14 protein-coding genes are annotated in these 15,065 nt (G+C 41.0%); 3 read left to right on the forward strand and 11 right to left on the reverse strand.

Features of this window, described 5'->3' with window-relative positions; translation table 11 throughout:
• Window positions 1-198: 198 nt before the first annotated feature.
• The 3 genes from ACJ9PY_RS16275 to ACJ9PY_RS16285 form a co-directional block, all read right to left on the reverse strand.
• The gene (locus ACJ9PY_RS16275; RefSeq protein WP_098864332.1) at window positions 199-1,455 is read right to left on the reverse strand and encodes a ribonuclease H-like domain-containing protein; all 1,257 of its coding nucleotides are present in this window, start codon (window positions 1,453-1,455) and stop codon (window positions 199-201) included.
• A 36-nt stretch (window positions 1,456-1,491) separates the two neighbouring features.
• Window positions 1,492-3,768 carry a DEAD/DEAH box helicase gene (locus ACJ9PY_RS16280; RefSeq protein ID WP_411738586.1) on the reverse strand — a complete coding sequence of 759 codons (2,277 nt, stop codon included), beginning with the start codon at window positions 3,766-3,768 and terminating at the stop codon, window positions 1,492-1,494.
• Between the two features lie 123 nt (window positions 3,769-3,891).
• A complete protein-coding gene (locus ACJ9PY_RS16285) occupies window positions 3,892-4,653 on the reverse strand; it encodes an alpha/beta fold hydrolase (RefSeq protein WP_098186732.1) in 762 nt (253 codons plus the stop codon).
• 141 nt (window positions 4,654-4,794) lie between these two features.
• Between ACJ9PY_RS16285 and ACJ9PY_RS16290 the strand changes: the two genes are divergently transcribed.
• Window positions 4,795-5,247 carry an Hsp20/alpha crystallin family protein gene (locus ACJ9PY_RS16290; protein ID WP_057277819.1) on the forward strand — a complete coding sequence of 151 codons (453 nt, stop codon included), beginning with the start codon at window positions 4,795-4,797 and terminating at the stop codon, window positions 5,245-5,247.
• Window positions 5,248-5,316: 69 nt separating this feature from the next.
• Here ACJ9PY_RS16290 and ACJ9PY_RS16295 read toward each other — a convergent pair whose 3' ends face one another.
• The 4 genes from ACJ9PY_RS16295 to ACJ9PY_RS16310 form a co-directional block, all read right to left on the reverse strand.
• Complete coding sequence (locus ACJ9PY_RS16295; RefSeq protein ID WP_411738587.1) at window positions 5,317-5,916, reverse strand: YppG family protein; 600 nt, start codon at window positions 5,914-5,916, stop codon at window positions 5,317-5,319.
• Between the two features lie 76 nt (window positions 5,917-5,992).
• Window positions 5,993-6,361: a YppE family protein gene (locus ACJ9PY_RS16300; protein WP_054400300.1), complete on the reverse strand. Its 369-nt coding sequence runs from the start codon at window positions 6,359-6,361 to the stop codon at window positions 5,993-5,995.
• Window positions 6,362-6,430: 69 nt separating this feature from the next.
• Entirely contained in the window at window positions 6,431-6,706 is a 276-nt protein-coding gene (locus tag ACJ9PY_RS16305; protein WP_048688368.1) for a hypothetical protein, read from the reverse strand.
• A gap of 355 nt (window positions 6,707-7,061) precedes the next feature.
• Window positions 7,062-8,003: a DUF2515 family protein gene (locus ACJ9PY_RS16310; RefSeq protein ID WP_411738588.1), complete on the reverse strand. Its 942-nt coding sequence runs from the start codon at window positions 8,001-8,003 to the stop codon at window positions 7,062-7,064.
• A 141-nt stretch (window positions 8,004-8,144) separates the two neighbouring features.
• On the opposite strand from ACJ9PY_RS16310, the gene recU reads away from it, so the two are divergent.
• Together recU and ACJ9PY_RS16320 are read left to right on the forward strand one after the other, a co-directional pair.
• Window positions 8,145-8,756, forward strand: coding sequence for a Holliday junction resolvase RecU (recU, locus tag ACJ9PY_RS16315; RefSeq protein ID WP_034307899.1), 612 nt, complete (start codon window positions 8,145-8,147; stop codon window positions 8,754-8,756).
• A gap of 26 nt (window positions 8,757-8,782) precedes the next feature.
• On the forward strand, window positions 8,783-11,545 hold the full coding sequence (locus ACJ9PY_RS16320) for a PBP1A family penicillin-binding protein (protein WP_187049691.1): 2,763 nt from the start codon (window positions 8,783-8,785) through the stop codon (window positions 11,543-11,545).
• Window positions 11,546-11,575: 30 nt separating this feature from the next.
• On the opposite strand, the gene ACJ9PY_RS16325 is transcribed toward ACJ9PY_RS16320, so the two are convergent.
• From ACJ9PY_RS16325 to asnS, 4 genes are all read right to left on the reverse strand, one after another.
• On the reverse strand, window positions 11,576-12,127 hold the full coding sequence (locus ACJ9PY_RS16325) for a YpoC family protein (RefSeq protein ID WP_411738589.1): 552 nt from the start codon (window positions 12,125-12,127) through the stop codon (window positions 11,576-11,578).
• Window positions 12,124-12,780, reverse strand: coding sequence for an endonuclease III (gene nth / locus ACJ9PY_RS16330; protein ID WP_063593994.1), 657 nt, complete (start codon window positions 12,778-12,780; stop codon window positions 12,124-12,126). Before nth ends, ACJ9PY_RS16325 begins: the two co-directional genes overlap by 4 nt.
• A gap of 22 nt (window positions 12,781-12,802) precedes the next feature.
• Window positions 12,803-13,498 (reverse strand): DnaD domain-containing protein, encoded by a 696-nt coding sequence (locus ACJ9PY_RS16335; RefSeq protein WP_053535560.1) that lies wholly within the window; start codon window positions 13,496-13,498, stop codon window positions 12,803-12,805.
• Window positions 13,499-13,612: 114 nt separating this feature from the next.
• A complete protein-coding gene (gene asnS, locus ACJ9PY_RS16340) occupies window positions 13,613-14,905 on the reverse strand; it encodes an asparagine--tRNA ligase (RefSeq protein ID WP_034307905.1) in 1,293 nt (430 codons plus the stop codon).
• Between the last annotated feature and the right edge of the window lie 160 nt (window positions 14,906-15,065).

The raw sequence follows: 15,065 nt of genomic DNA on the forward strand, positions 1-15,065 counted from the left end.
AGAAATAAAGTCGTTTTATACATTTCTCCGCTCCGCTTTCACCTTAATTTTATTTGATGTAAAGGTATGAAATGAACGCTTGGAATTTCACCCTCAACTCTTTCCATTTTACACACAATAGTTGAAGGCTACAATAATTGAATACATATTTTTTATTTTCATCCTTTTGCACTAAAAGACCATTCTCATTCCTTTATTTTATACAGAAATATCCTTTGAACCTTCTTTCTTTTCGAGCCGCCGAATCCTCTTTTCCAATTCCAATTGTTTTTTTTCCTGAGTGATCCCTTCTCTTACCATCTCTTGATGGGCGATTATTGAACATTTTAGAGCATGACCGACTTCCTTAAATTGATGTTCGTATAATTTTGCACATTCAATCTGCGCCTGTATCCTTATTTGCACATTCCCTTTTAAGGCAACTTCCTTCCAAATCTCCAAAGCTTCATTGAATTGTTTTAGCTTCTTTTTCTGGAAAGCTAAGGCATGACCAGCCATTATCCGATCTTCCTCACTTCCCGCTTCCAATATTTTTTGATATGTCTCAACTGATTCCTCTTTTTTTCCCAAATAATCGAGCCATCGTGCAATCTCCATGGACTCTTCCGTATATCCATCGATTTGGAGGATTTTTCGGGACAAATGAATATACAATGTGATCAGTGATAAGATATCCCATTCATTATGCTTCATGATCCCAAACAGAATTTCCGGATTCTTCCTCTCAACAAAATCAAAATAAATCATGGGCGCCAAATATCCAGGAATATCATCCTCTCTATGTACACCTAGAATATCTGTTTCGACCGCAGATAATTTCACTCGCTCCAATTTGTTTCTCCAAAGGCGCCTTGAAGCATGATACAAATCAAAATGTCCGAACTCCGGTAGTTTTGGTACATGTTCTTTTATCAAGGTATGTCTTGTTTTTAGCTGAGGCCAATCAAAGGATTTACCATTATATGTGACAAGGGTTTCGTAATTGATGTTTTCCAGAAAGCTTTGATAAAGCGGGATTTCACTTCCTGGCTGCGGAAGGATATGTTGCTTCACGACAACTTCTTCACCTTCTAAATACGCATAGCCAAGTAAAAAAATGGTATTGCCCGCTCCGCCTCCAAGCCCTGTCGTTTCCGTATCGAAGAAAAACAGATCTTCACTTTTAACGCCCTTGGCGGAGAGTGGATGCTCCAATGAAGCTTGATTCCACTCCTTTACGACCTTTTTCAGCTCGGAAAATGCATATAAGCCGTGTTTGTGATTTATAGGGTAGCGGACTTCCCTAATGAAACAATAGTCACCATCGAAATGAAAGGAAACGGTATCGTTCTCCAGCCACTTTTCCAAGTAAGGAATTTCTTCATTCTCTTTCTGGTCAATTACTTCTATAGGAGAAGTATGTTTCTCTAGGTTCATATGGGTTTTCATACGGTTTAGTTTATTTTTTAAAGACATGAAATTACACCTCTTTTCACGGATCCCTGTAATCTATTAATGTTTTTGCTTACAAAATTGACCTAATAATTGTTTGGCATCACTCTTGGCTGTTTTCGTTGCGGATTCCGTTCCAATACAGGAAGGACAGCCGCTTTCACAAGTGCAATTCTCGATCATTGATATTGTTTCCATCAGGATGACTTCAGAGTTTTCATATACTTTATCACTTAACCCTATGCCACCCGGATAACTATCATAGATGAAAATGGTCGGTTTTTCATTATGCGCTGCCTTAACCTGCGGATACACATGGATATCATGCGGATCGCACATAACATATAGCGGAATCATGTAATTCAGTGCATGGGAGGCTCCTATCATTCCTTGTTCTATTCGATTTTCGTCCCAATTGAATATATCAGAATCCATGGAAAGCATGGCCGAACTCGTATGCAGCTCCATCTCCGGAAGACTGATTGGTCCTGAACCAATATTTTCATGAGTTTCGAATTTGATTTTCTTGAAGATCGTAGGCATTGCCCGGATTGCGACATCACCAAAAGCAGCTGATGTGGAAGCGAAAGATCGCTGTTTATCGACTTCCAATACAGACAACTGGACAGCAAGGTTAGCATCCGTATAATAGTCCACATTGACTTCTCGTACATAAGCTTTCTTTTCATCCCAATCAAGTTCTTCCACCTGAAATTGAATTCCCTGGTGCAAATAAATGGCTTCATCGTGGAGAAGGGTCATTGCACTGAACGTATCCATTTCCCCGATGACCCGATTAACCGGTGCATTCGTTTGGTCGATGATCACGACATTTTCCTGTGCCGCTGAACGCAGGCTGATATTGCTTGCGGGAAAAGCATCATTCATCCAATGCCATTTGTCCCCATTCAAGTGTAAGACCCTTTCTTCTGTAAGGAATTCAAGAACGTCCATAATCTCTGTTTTCCCAAATGTATCGCCTTTTTTAAATGGCAGCTCATATGCTGCACATTTTACATGATCAACCAGGATCAAAAGATTATCCGGATTGATTCTTGCCGTTTCTGGATTTCTGGTAAAGAAATAATCGGGATGCTGTACGATATATTGATCAAGGGCACTGGAACTGCCAACCATGATGATCAATGCTTCACCATGTCTCCTTCCTGCCCGTCCCGCCTGTTGCCAGGCACTCGATATGGATCCAGGGTAACCAGTCATTATGCAAACCTGAAGCTGGCCGATATCGACACCCAACTCAAGTGCATTTGTGGACACCACTCCATAAATGGAACCATCCCTAAGGCCTTGTTCAATTTCCCTACGCTGTGTTGGCAGATATCCGCCGCGATAGCCCCTGATTGATTTTGGCCCCAATTGCTTTGATACAAGCTCCTGTAAATATGTCAATAGAATTTCCACACGAACCCTGCTTCGCGCAAAAACGATGGTTTGAATTTTATTTTTCAAAAATTCATTTGCCAGCTTCCTGACTTCCAAAACCGCACTCCGGCGTATGTTCAGCGGTTTATTGACTATTGGGGGATTGTAAAACACAAAATGCTTTTTCCCACTCGGGGCTCCGTTATTATCGATAAGGACCATTTGTTTTTCCGTAAGCTCTTCTGCCAACTCTTTTGGGTTATTGATTGTAGCGGAAGTACAGATGAATACAGGGTCGCTTCCATAAAAGTTGCAAATCCTTTTTAACCTTCTAATGACGTTGGCTGTATGACTTCCGAAAACGCCGCGGTAAATATGAAGTTCATCGATGACCACATACTTCAAATTTTCAAATAAAGAGACCCATTTCGTATGATGGGGCAGGATTCCTGAATGGAGCATATCAGGATTGGTGATCACGATATGTCCGGCCTGGCGGATTTTTTGCCTGATATTTGAAGGTGTGTCCCCATCGTATGTATAACTATTTATTTCAGCATCCATTTCATGAATCATTTCATTCAATTCGCTTTTTTGATCATAGCTCAGTGCTTTTGTCGGAAAAATATAAAGCGCCCTGGTTTTTTCATCTTCCAGTATTTTTTGAAGGACCGGCAAGTTATAGCATAATGTTTTACCAGAAGCTGTAGGTGTTACCGCTACAAGGCTATTGCCGCTGACAGCAGTATCAAATGCAGTTGCCTGATGGGTATACAACCCATTAATCCCCCGTTTTTCAAGAGCATGCTTGATCTTATCATTCATTGCTTCGGGAAAGGGAACATGTTTTGCCTCCTTTGCTTCAATGACTTGCCAATGTACTATATTTTCTTTAAAATCTTCATTTGTTTTTAGATCCTTTATGACTTCCAGTAAATTTTTTCGCAGTTTCATTTAACCACCTCATCCTCCTATTCTACCGAATGAACGTTCTATGCAAAAGGGAAACTATTTCCTATTCAAAAAAAAAAGCTGGAAACGTCAACATCTCGTTTCCAGCCCGGTCATTATTTTCACTTAATTCTTCTCGACAAAGCGAATGATTTCTTCAATTAGTCTGCCTGGAGCTTCCAACATTCCCATATGGCCGCTGCCCTTAAGTATTACTTCATTGATATGGCTCCCTTTTACAGAAAAGGTTTTTTCAACGGGAATCACCTTATCCTTTTCACCTGCAACCAAAAGGACAGGCAACTTCGTATCTTCGAGAACATGATTTCTGTCCATTCTGTTCCTCATGGCATGTAAAGACCCTATCGCACCAATTTCACTTGTTTTATATCCGATTTCCTTTGTATGTTCAATATTGGGATCATCGGAATGAGCGAAAAGCTTCGGTATAAGTCCATCAATGAAAGCAGGGATTCCCTCACTTTCGATTTTCTCGACTGATTTTAAGCGCCCCGCCTTTCCAGTCTCATCATCCGGGAAAGCGGTGGAATGTACCAATGAAAAACCAGACAATTTCCCAGGAAACCTTTCTGCGAATGCCAAGGTGATATATCCCCCAAGCGAATGACCAAACATATATACCTGTCCGATTTCCAGTTCTTCCAAAAATGACGCAATATCAGCTGCCATATCTTCAATCGAGAAAGACTCCCCTATTTCCTCACTTGCACCATGTCCCCGTAAATCAACGGCAATAACCCGGTATTCTTCCTTTAATCCAGCAATGATGTCGCTCCAATATTCATGGCTTCCGCAAAATCCATGGATAAACAACAATGTCTCCTTTCCTTTCCCGGTATCTATGTAGGAAAGCTTGCTATCTGTCATATTAATCCCTCATTTCCTTTATTAATCATTCAGTACCGTTATTCCCTATGGACCTGAATCTGAAACCCAACAGTCCATTCACATTTCTTCATTCCTCACATAGCTTATAGGCAAAGGAATTTTTTAGAAAGGAGCACCGTGATGACCTCTTCTGAAAAAAATAATAACCGGAATCGAATGGAACCCTTTTCCCATTTCATTAACAAAATGGATCGGCTGTTTTCCGAAAGGCCACCTAAAGGCATGCTGAAATCCCTTGACGATTTCTTCGGCTCGGCGAAAGAACGCAGCTTTCCGGTTGATATTCATGAAACGCATTCAGAATATACCCTAACTGCCACCTTGCCCGGAATTCCACGCAGCCAAATATCAATTGATGTACTGGCCCATTCCGTAACCATATCTGCAAAGCATGGAGATAGAAAGGATAAAAATCAAGGATTGTTCCAAAAGGAAGTTTCAGCCGGTACTTTTTCAAGAACCATTTCCTTTCCAAAACCGATTGATGAAGCAAATGTGACCGCTCGACATCGCGATGGCATCCTCACGCTTCACCTACCCAAAATCAGGGGGAATCGGATTGAAATCCATTAGGCATGAATAAAAGCAGACTTAAAAAAGTGGCTGGTCACTTGTAAGTCTGCTTTTTTCTTTATTCACCATCTATGCTTTGAAGAAGCCCCCTACTCCTTTGACCATTGAAGATACTTGGGAAACTGTATTCATCATTTGTCCAGCTGTGTTCATCATCTTCGTTATATCCATGGAGCCATCCTGTGTTTTGAATTGATTCATGACCGATTTGAAACCCGATGGCTGGGGTTTTTGCATGAACTGCTGCTTTGGATATGGATTATGAGCCTGCTGCTGACTTTGCGGAGGTCTTTTAGCTGGCTGTAACGGATTTGCGAACGGACTAAAAGCTTGCGGCTGAAGATTGGACTGGATTGGCTGCATTTGTGCCATTGGCTGCATTTGTGCCATTGGCTGCATAACACTGTTGCCCGGATAAGCTCCCACGGGCATCGCCTGCTGCGGGACTGGTTGAAATGGGTGATACGCTGCCTGCTGATAAGGATCATGATATGGCGTCATATAGCCCCCTGTATCCTGGTAATGATATGGATACATAAATGGTTGTTCAAGATTATGATTATTTGGCGGAGGATACGGCATTGGCTGTTGGTATCCTCCCCAATTTTCCATTGATTGAGGAAACTGTCCTTGATTTGGGGAGATTTGGTTATAACCGGATCTCATCATGACAATAAGCCCTCCTCTTTTTCATTACATGGTTCTGATAATATATGAAAAAAGAAGGAATAAAGTGTAGGTGTTTTTATGATAAAATCCGATCGATTTCCGTTTTTACATTATTAAGGATGAATTCGATCGACTGGACATGGCTTTTAAATCGCTTATAACTTGTTTTAGGAAAAAATGCCTGAACGGCCACATCAGAAAGGTTATGGGCGGTTTGTTCGATTTGCTCGGGGAAAAGATGCCTAAATTCGGTTTCTTTCATCCACTCCTTCATTCCGGTTTCCCATTCGATGCATACGGTCCTGACCTGATCTGCAAACGGCTTTACTTCCGAAAAGAAATCCTTTTCCTTTCCTTCCAGGCGTACACCCTCATAAATATCATCTGCCTGGTCCGTATATTTAATCAATTGTTCTGTTAACAGCTGCAGTTTTTCTTTTTGCACAATATATTCCTCCGTACATTTGTTTCCCTTAGTATAATCCAGTTCTCCATAAAATGAAATTCCTGCGGATTATACGTGCAATTCAGTGAAAACCTTGTGTTTTATAATTGTTTTTTCCGGAACAATGGAAAAGGAGTGGTTCACACCTTCAGCATTCACCCAATAATCCTCGGCTTTCTCAATGGCTTCCTGGGCTTCATTAACTAATGTATATTGTTCCGCCCATAGTTTACACCGCACTGTATTTACAGTTTCCCCATATGAAATTTCCAAACGATCCAGGCTGGTACTGATCTCAGCTATCATCCTTAATATCTCTTCTGTTGCGACACTTTTATTGACCATGCTGATCCCTCCCATTCTTTACCTGTACTATTCTTTTTTTTATCTGAAAGCCCTTCATGACTGACAAAACTAGAAGCTAATCGGCAAAGAAAGTGCAATTCACTTAATTTATTATGCCCTTCGACAACAATGGCAGAATGAAGAATGGAGTTTTAAACAAGAATACAGACAGGAGGTGATTTTATGCAGTCGAATGAAAGCAGACAGCAGAAAAACGAAAAACGACAAAAGCCGCCCACTAAAGAGGCAGGAACGGGAAACCCGAAACTTAGTGGAGAAAACCGCCCCTCTACGTAAGTAATAAATACTGAACGATAAACAGGGAAGGCTTCATCGATGCCTTCCCTGTTTCCTATTATAAAATCCAATTTTTGATTATTGCTGCCGTGTGCAGCTGCTTTTGTTTATGATCATACCATTCCGTCAAATGCGGGTCTTCTTCCCATTTGGGTTCTTTGAACCATTTTTTTTTAACCTTTTTTTTCATATCCCATTGCTCTGTCTCCCCTGCTTGATGATGAATCAATGGATATACTCCTCTCAGCATCGGGGTTTCATGGTATCTAGGCTTTTTTCGATATTGTTCATAATCATATCTGGCACCCGTTGGTTCAGTCCTGCAGGAAAATTCATAAAATAGTGGAAATAAATCTTCAGAAAATAAAAGTCCAGCCAACCTTTTCCCCAATTCAATCCTTTTATCGATATTTCTAAAATGCGCAACGGACGATCCATACAGTTCTCCATTGCAAGTAGGAAATAAAACGGTGCTAAAATGCATCCAATCCTGCAGGAAAAATAACAGAGAATGAAAAACGAAGGATTGCTTTTTAATAACCGATTCTTCAATGATGTTTTGTTCATTTATGATAAGCGCAGTGACTAATTTTTCACGATTTCCATATTTCCAAAAGGAATGCCATTCGTTCTTCATGAATTTGGTAATAAAAAAATAATGACATAAGTGAAACAATGGACGTCCATATTTCGTCGAATAATGATAGAGAAGTAATTGCGGATATGCATCTTGGAATATTCTCCAGTTGGCTTCTTCATACGTTAGGAATAATTGATGCCTGTATTTAAGGCCAAGTAAATTGGAAAACCAAATCCCTTCAAGATCACACATATTCCAGCCTGCATTCCTGGAAACCATACCGGCTAAAAAAGACCATTGTATTTCTGGATGGATTCTAAAAAATTGTTCATATGCTTTCGTTCTTGATATATTATCCCTATTCCCTTTTGCAGTTTGGGCTTTTATGGATCGGAGCAACTGCTTTTCCGTCTTTAACATTCGCATCTAGCCTTTCTATAGCGATGAATTGTGACATATAGTTGTACATAAATCCTATCGTTCTAAGAAACAATTCTTTTTATTCACATTTTGGATTCTTTTTTTGCTAATATAGATAAGTGAAAAAAAGGAGGGGTAAAAGTGGCATTTCATTATCCCAACGGACGAAGATTTGTACCGCAGGCTATGGAAGAAAAGAAAAGTCCACTAAAAAAAATCAGTTACAGCAACCGGGGAAAAACATTGGAAGACGATTTGAACGAAACCAATCAGTATTATTTAGCACACGGCATTGCCGTCATCCATAAAAAACCGACACCCATACAAATTGTCGATGTCCACTATCCGAAAAGAAGTGCTGCAGTCATTAAAGAAGCTTATTTCAAACAAGCATCGACCACCGATTATAATGGTGTTTATAAAGGAAAGTACATTGATTTTGAGGCAAAGGAAACGAAAAACAGCAGTTCGTTCCCGCTGAAGAATTTTCATGACCATCAAATTGAACATATGAAGCATATCGTTCAGCATGACGGAATTGCGTTTGTCATCATCCGGTTTTCCGCAATGGATGATATATATTTAATGAGTTCCGAACAACTGAGTTTTTATTGGAAGAGAATGAAAGAAGGCGGACGCAAATCTATAACTCTTCAAGAGGTTGAAAGCAGTTCACGAAAGATTACTCTTGGCTTTCAACCGAGAATTGACTATATTAAAGTAGTAGATTCGCTCATCTCAGAAAATTTTTAGTTTTTTAGAAAGGCAGGTTAGCTGTAATGGCTGAAAAATATAATACTAGAGAAGAACGCCGAAAGCAGGGGCAGACTCAAAAAAAGGGACAGAATAAAAGTCCTAAAAAACCAACCAATATGCTTAAGCGGATTTTCCTTATACTTGTTACATTCGGAATAATAGGCCTGGTTGCCGGAGGAGCTGCAATGGCTTATTTTATAAGCGACGCTCCAGAACTTGACGACAAGCTTTTAAAAGATCCGGTCACATCCAAGATTCTCGATGAAAATGGTAAATTACTTGCTGAAATCGGAAAGGAAAACCGGGATTATGTAAATTATGAAGACATTCCCGATCTTGTCGAAGAAGCTTTCCTGGCAACGGAAGATTCCCGCTTTTATGAGCATCACGGGGTCGATTTCTTACGTCTGGGCAGTGCCGTCATAGCCAACGTCAAAAACGGATTCGGCTCAGAGGGTGCAAGTACATTGACCCAGCAGGTCATCAAGCGTTCTTATTTAACGCCTGATAAGACCATTAAAAGGAAAGTCCAGGAAATGTGGCTATCCATACAGCTTGAAAGAAAATATACAAAAGAAGAAATTTTCGAAATGTATGTGAATAAGATTTTCTTTGCAAACCGTGCCAACGGGATCTTAACTGCATCACAAACTTATTATGGAAAAGATCTTAACGAATTGAAATTGAACGAAGCGGCCATGCTTGTAGGATTACCGCAAAGCCCAAGCAGGTATGACCCGTATAAATACCCTGAACGTGCGAAAGAACGCCGTGATATTGTCCTGCACTTAATGAACAAACATGGATATATCACTGAAACGGAAATGAAAAATGCACAAAGCATCGATATAACAGAAGGACTTCAAGAAATCGATAAGAGCCAAATCGATACGACCGCATACGATGCATTCATCGATTTGGTAATTGAGGAAGTCGGAGATATGGGTGACTATAACGTATTTACCGATGGTCTGGAAATCCAGACGACCATTGATAAAGATGCCCAAGAATATGTTTATAACATGTTGAACAGTGATGAAATCATCAATTATCCAAGTAAAGATCTCCAAGCCGGAGTCACATTACTCGATACAGAAACTGGTGAAATTAAAGCAGTGGGCGGCGGCAGGAATACGACGGTTAAACGCGGCTGGAATTATGCAACGGATGCCAAGCGATCACCTGGTTCGACCATTAAGCCGATTCTGGATTACGGTCCTGCCGTGGAATATTTAAATTGGTCCACCTACCACCAAATCAAGGATGAGGAATACACTTACAGTAATGGAACACCGCTTAAAAATGCTTCAGGACGACATTATGGCACTGTAACGACTCGGGAAGCACTGGCACGGTCATTAAATATCCCTGCCTTAAAAACGCTTCAAGCAGTCGGATTGGACCGGGCACGTGATTTTGCCACTGATCTTGGGATTCCTTTCGACAAGGAGATTACCGAATCGGCAGCATTGGGCGGCGGTAAGGATGTTTCTACACTTGAACTTGCCGGTGCATACAGTTCATTCGGAAACAATGGTATCTATAATGAACCGCATAGTGTGAAAAAGATTGTTTTACGTGATAAAACAACCATCAAAAACAAGACGGAATCAAAGCCGGTCATGAAAGATTCAACAGCTTTCATCGTGACGGACATGTTGAAAAGCGTCATGAAAGAACCTTATGGAACAGGAAGGTTAGCCAATATCCCTAGTCTCCCGGTAGCCGGTAAAACAGGTTCAACCAACTTCACGCCTGAACAGCGTGCAGCGAACAACATCCCATCTTCGGGTGTAAAAGATAGCTGGATGGCAGGTTACACTACCAATTATACAGTCGCGGTTTGGGCTGGTTATGATAATGCATCTGGTGAGAAAATGGAATATCTGGGTGAATCATCTCAAAGGATCCCTAAATTCATCTTTAAGAATTTAATGGAACATATGGCCCAATCAAAAGAAACGAAAGACTTTGATCAACCTGACAGTGTTGTGAAGGTTGGAGTCATCAAAGGTTCGAATCCAGCTGTTAAAGCCAATGAATATACACCAAGCAGTAAAATCACTTATGAATATTATGTTAAAGGTCACGAGCCTACACAAGTGACGACAGAATATGAAAAAATCGACTCACCTGGCATTAACGCTTCTTACAACCAGGAAAGCAATGAAATCAATCTATCATGGTCATATCCTAAAGGTAATGGGAATACCCAATTCGAGGTTAAGATGTCCGTTGACGGCGGCGCACAGAGCGTATTGAAAAAATCGAAGGATACTAGTTTAACGATTCCTAATCCAACCCCTGGAAGTAAATATACTTTCTCAGTGGTAGCTCTAGTGGATAACCAACAAAGTGATCCTGCGAGTACATCTGTCAAAATACCTGCTGAAGCGGTAGTCCCTGAGGATACTGAGGACGAGAAGATTGAAGATCCTGCCGAAGGTGAAAATCCGGAACAAGAAACTCCTGCTGAAGGCGAAGAGGATAAACAAGACGAAGACAAAAATAACAATGGCGAAAACGGCAATAAAGATAATAACGACAATAATGGCAATAACGGTAATAATGGCAATAACGACAATAATGGCAATGGCAACAATGGTAATAATGGTAATGGTGATGGAAATGGCAACAACACGGATGACGGAAATGGCAATAATGGAGAGGATGTCGAGGGCGGGGATGATACCACTGACCCTGGAACGGTAGAAGAGGAAAAACCAGTCGAGACCCCTGATCCCGATCCTAATCCGGACCCAGATCCAAACCAAGATACCGAATAAATATATATGAAGATTGACCTAAAAAAACGTCTAAGCTTTTGGCTTAGACGTTTTTTGGCTGTTCTTATTTTTGATCATGAACTTTACATATTGTTTTTCAAATTCTCGGAACAACTCACTGAGCTGTCTATAAGAATGAAAAAAAGCGGGTCTGGCAAGGATGAAAGAAAGCCTTTCATCCATGTTCACCGGAATATTGTTAAAGGATTGTATTTGGCACCGGATATCATTCAATGCCACTGGCTGCCCATGCATCCAGAAGACTGCGGTTAAAAATAAACCGATCCCCTGCTTCATGAGTCCCAAGGTCTGTCCCGCTTTTCGCTCAGAATATAGCAATCTGCATTCCGAATCAATTCCCTTCCAACTCTCCAGCAGTTCCTTTACATGCATTGCCCCCTTCGTCCAGGGAGCATAGGCTTCTACATTATTATAATAAAGTAACTCATACGGGAAAGCCTCGAATGGAATCGTTTCACTCCAACCTGCATATCGTTCTTTTTCCAAGATGGTTTCCTTTTCAGGAAAAAACAAATGATGGGCCAATTCTTCAGGGACTTTTAATGATATGGACTGCGTCAATTGGCTTCTTTCCTTTTCATTCTTTTTTTTCCTTCACGGCATAATTCGAGAAGCGGGCAGGTTTCACACCTTGGTGACTGGGCCTTGCAATGATAGCGTCCAAAGAATATCAGGCGGTGATGCGTAACGGACCACTCATCCTTTGGTATCTTAGCCATCAGCGTTTTTTCAACGTCGAGGACACTATCCTTCCAACGGCATAATCCCAGGCGCTTGGAAACACGCTCTACATGGGTATCCACAGCGATCGCCGGCACATCAAAAGCAACGGAAACGACTACATTCGCCGTCTTTCTGCCAACGCCAGGCAATTTAACAAGCTCATCACGATCTCTCGGAACTTCCTTACCGTATTCTTCGATCAGCATGCGCGACAGCTTTTGTATATTCTTAGCCTTGTTACGAAACAAACCGATTGAGCGAATGTCATTTTCCAACTCTTCAATCGGAACGCTTATGTAATCCTCAGGCGTCTTATATTTCTGAAATAAATCCTTCGTCACTTTATTGACTAATACATCCGTACACTGAGCTGACAGGGCAACAGCAACCACCAATTCAAATGGATTGGAGTGATTCAGCTCACAATGGGCATCTGGAAACATTTCACCCATCGTATCCAGGCAATATCGAATTTGAGCTTTATTCAACATATCGGTTCTCCTTCAATTTACATTACTGCTCGAGCCAGTTATAGAAAGGCACATCTTTCAATGGTTGTGCAGTTTCCGTCTTTCGGTCCCTCTTTTGATGAACTCTAAATTTTTGTCCTTGCTCCCTTGCCTGTTCCAAGGTTTTAATTCCATTCTTTTTCCACTCGAATAAAATTCGATCAATGTATCGGAAATTCAATTTTCCGGAAATGACAGACTCCCTCAGAGCTGACTTAATGATTTCAGGTTGATGGTCATCCTCCATCCACATTGCCAATGTCTCACATTCAAAGGGAGATAAAGGGCGGCCGAACTCCTGTTCAAAAATCGTATAAAGGCTCTCCCCCGCTTTTTGGATTTCTGCAGACTCTGCCTGTTTCAAAGTTTTCAAGAAACAGTCCATCATTTTTTCATACAGTGGAGACAACGAATATTTTTCCTGTCCGATTTCTTGGCTCCCCTCAACCACCATTTCAACAAATCCCCTTTGGACCAAACGCTGGATCATGAATAGACATTCCGTTTCCTGCAATGTCATTCGGTCAGAAAGTTGGGAGGGTGCAGGGAAATGATTACCTTTATCGATGAAGCTTTGCAATTGTAATAATAGGACCATTTCTTGTTCATTCAGTCCCATTGCACTATAGTTAGTCAACAAAAAGGATGGAATCGTTATCGTTCCTTCCTTAAACCACGCATATAAATGTTCTTTATTCATGTTTTTGGACACCTCTGGTTTAGTATAACATGAATACGGCTCATCGAATAAGTTTATAATTTTAACAAAAAACGGTTATCTGCCAATTGGCAAGATAACCGCTTCATAACGTAATCAAGGATATAATCGATTTAATAGACGTGGGAACGGGATGGTTTCACGGACATGCTCGACTCCACTGATCCATGCTACGGTGCGTTCCAATCCCAAACCGAAGCCTGAATGCGGCACAGAGCCATATTTTCTTAATTCCATATACCATTTGTAAGCATCTTCGCTCAAGCCATGCTCATTGATTCTCTGTTCAAGCAATCCCTGATCATGAATCCGTTCTGAACCGCCAATTATTTCTCCATATCCTTCCGGAGCGATCAAATCGGCACAAAGAACGACTTCTTCCCTGTCAGGATCTGGCTGCATATAGAAAGGCTTGATTTTGGTTGGGTAATGAGTTATGAAAACGGGCTTATCATAACTTTCCGCTATCGCAGTTTCATGCGGAGCTCCAAAATCATCCCCCCATTGAATATCATCAAATCCTTGTTCATGAAGGAACTTAATGGCTTCATCATATGTAATGCGCGGGAAAGGAGCTTGGATTTGTTCAAGCTTCGATGTATCACGGCCCAGTGTATTCAACTCAAGCTCACAGTTTTTCAATACGGATTGGATGATGGAAGAAACGAATTTCTCCTGTACCTCCAGGTTTTCTTTAAATTCGATGAAAGCCATTTCAGGTTCAATCATCCAGAACTCGATTAAGTGTCGTCTTGTTTTGGATTTTTCTGCCCTGAAGGTTGGGCCAAAGGAAAATACCTTCCCAAGTGCCATGGCAGCCGCTTCCATATAGAGTTGACCACTTTGTGAAAGGTATGCATCCTCATCAAAGTATTTAGTCGCGAACAATTCACTTGTTCCCTCTGGTGCGCTTCCCGTTAAAATTGGGGGATCCACTTTAACGAAGCCTTCTTCATTAAAGAATTCATATGTAGCACGGATTATTTCGTTCCGGATTTTCATGACTGCATGCTGCCGTTTTGAACGCAGCCACAAATGGCGGTTATCCATTAAAAATTCAGGACCATGCGCTTTAGGTGTAATGGGATAATCCAATGATTCATGAATGATTTCAATATCTTTCACCTGTAATTCAAAACCGAACGGCGAGCGTTCATCCTTTTGAATGACACCAGTTACATACAAGGATGATTCTTGTGAAACCGATTTCGCACGAGCGAAAATCTCTTCTCCCACTTCAGCTTTCACGACCACCCCTTGAATAAAACCAGAGCCATCACGTATTTGAAGGAAAGCAATTTTCCCACTGGAACGTTTGCTGGCAAGCCAGCCTCCAATGGTTACTTCTTGATCGACGAATTTGCTAGCATCTTTTATTGTAATTTTCACGGAATTTACCTCCAAAAATAACTTAACTTACTAATGAATTTACTCTACTTATTATACCCATAGCCCTGCTTACAAGCAAATAAATCAATTGAAGCGGAGGTTCCATGCCTTTTATATCATTCTTATTATGTTTTTGTCGCGTATTCGCCAGATTGTTTCA

Source organism: Peribacillus sp. S4 (assembly GCF_046715815.1).
Taxonomy (GTDB): domain Bacteria; phylum Bacillota; class Bacilli; order Bacillales; family DSM-1321; genus Peribacillus; species Peribacillus frigoritolerans.